Here is a 563-nt window from a genome sequence, read left to right as displayed (position 1 = left end):
ATCGCCAGAACCCACGCCTCCCACGTCCGCCGCTCAACAACCCCCGGATCCACCACCAAAAGCTCCAAGGCATTGTCACAAAAGCTGTCTATGAGCCAATGCATACCCCCGACACCATCACCAAGAGAATCAACTCCAGACTTCGCGTAATACGAAATCAGTTCGAGATCCTCCTCATTCACCTCACGAACAATCTCAGGCCTCTCAACACGCATACCCATTCTCCAACTCCACACAATTAAGACAAACAAACATCAAACCGAAGGCAAAAACACAAGGTCAAACGGGGAAGGCGTCGAGCCAACGCCCCTCGAGGATCCCCTCGGGAAAGTAATCGCTCTCGACCTCCAACGAGACACCCTCCACCCGACCATCCCGGACCAGACAGGCCATCCCCAACAACTCCAACGGCACGATCCCCCGCAACTGCCCCTTGGCCAGATCCGCCGCCGTGTACTCCCGATACGCCTCCAACGCCCGAACCAGAGCCTCGTTGAAACCGTCCCCGTCTCTGGCGATCAGCCGACCCAACACCTCCATCTGCGGCACCGCCATCAACCCCG

The 563-nt window shown here is 57.5% G+C and carries 2 protein-coding genes; both read right to left on the bottom strand.

The window, feature by feature from the left end; genetic code table 11:
• The coding region (locus D451_RS28465) for a hypothetical protein (protein WP_206539099.1) at positions 1-221 on the bottom strand (221 nt) is incomplete at its 3' end.
• Between the two features lie 58 nt (positions 222-279).
• Positions 280-563: immunity 49 family protein (locus D451_RS0126115; protein ID WP_017536623.1), on the bottom strand; the 284-nt coding region annotated here is incomplete at its 5' end.

This window comes from Nocardiopsis alba DSM 43377 (assembly GCF_000341225.1).
In the GTDB taxonomy this organism is placed as follows: Bacteria; Actinomycetota; Actinomycetes; order Streptosporangiales; family Streptosporangiaceae; genus Nocardiopsis; species Nocardiopsis alba.
The sequence above is the reverse complement of the archived record's forward strand: the minus strand, read 5'-3'. Positions and strand labels throughout refer to the sequence as shown.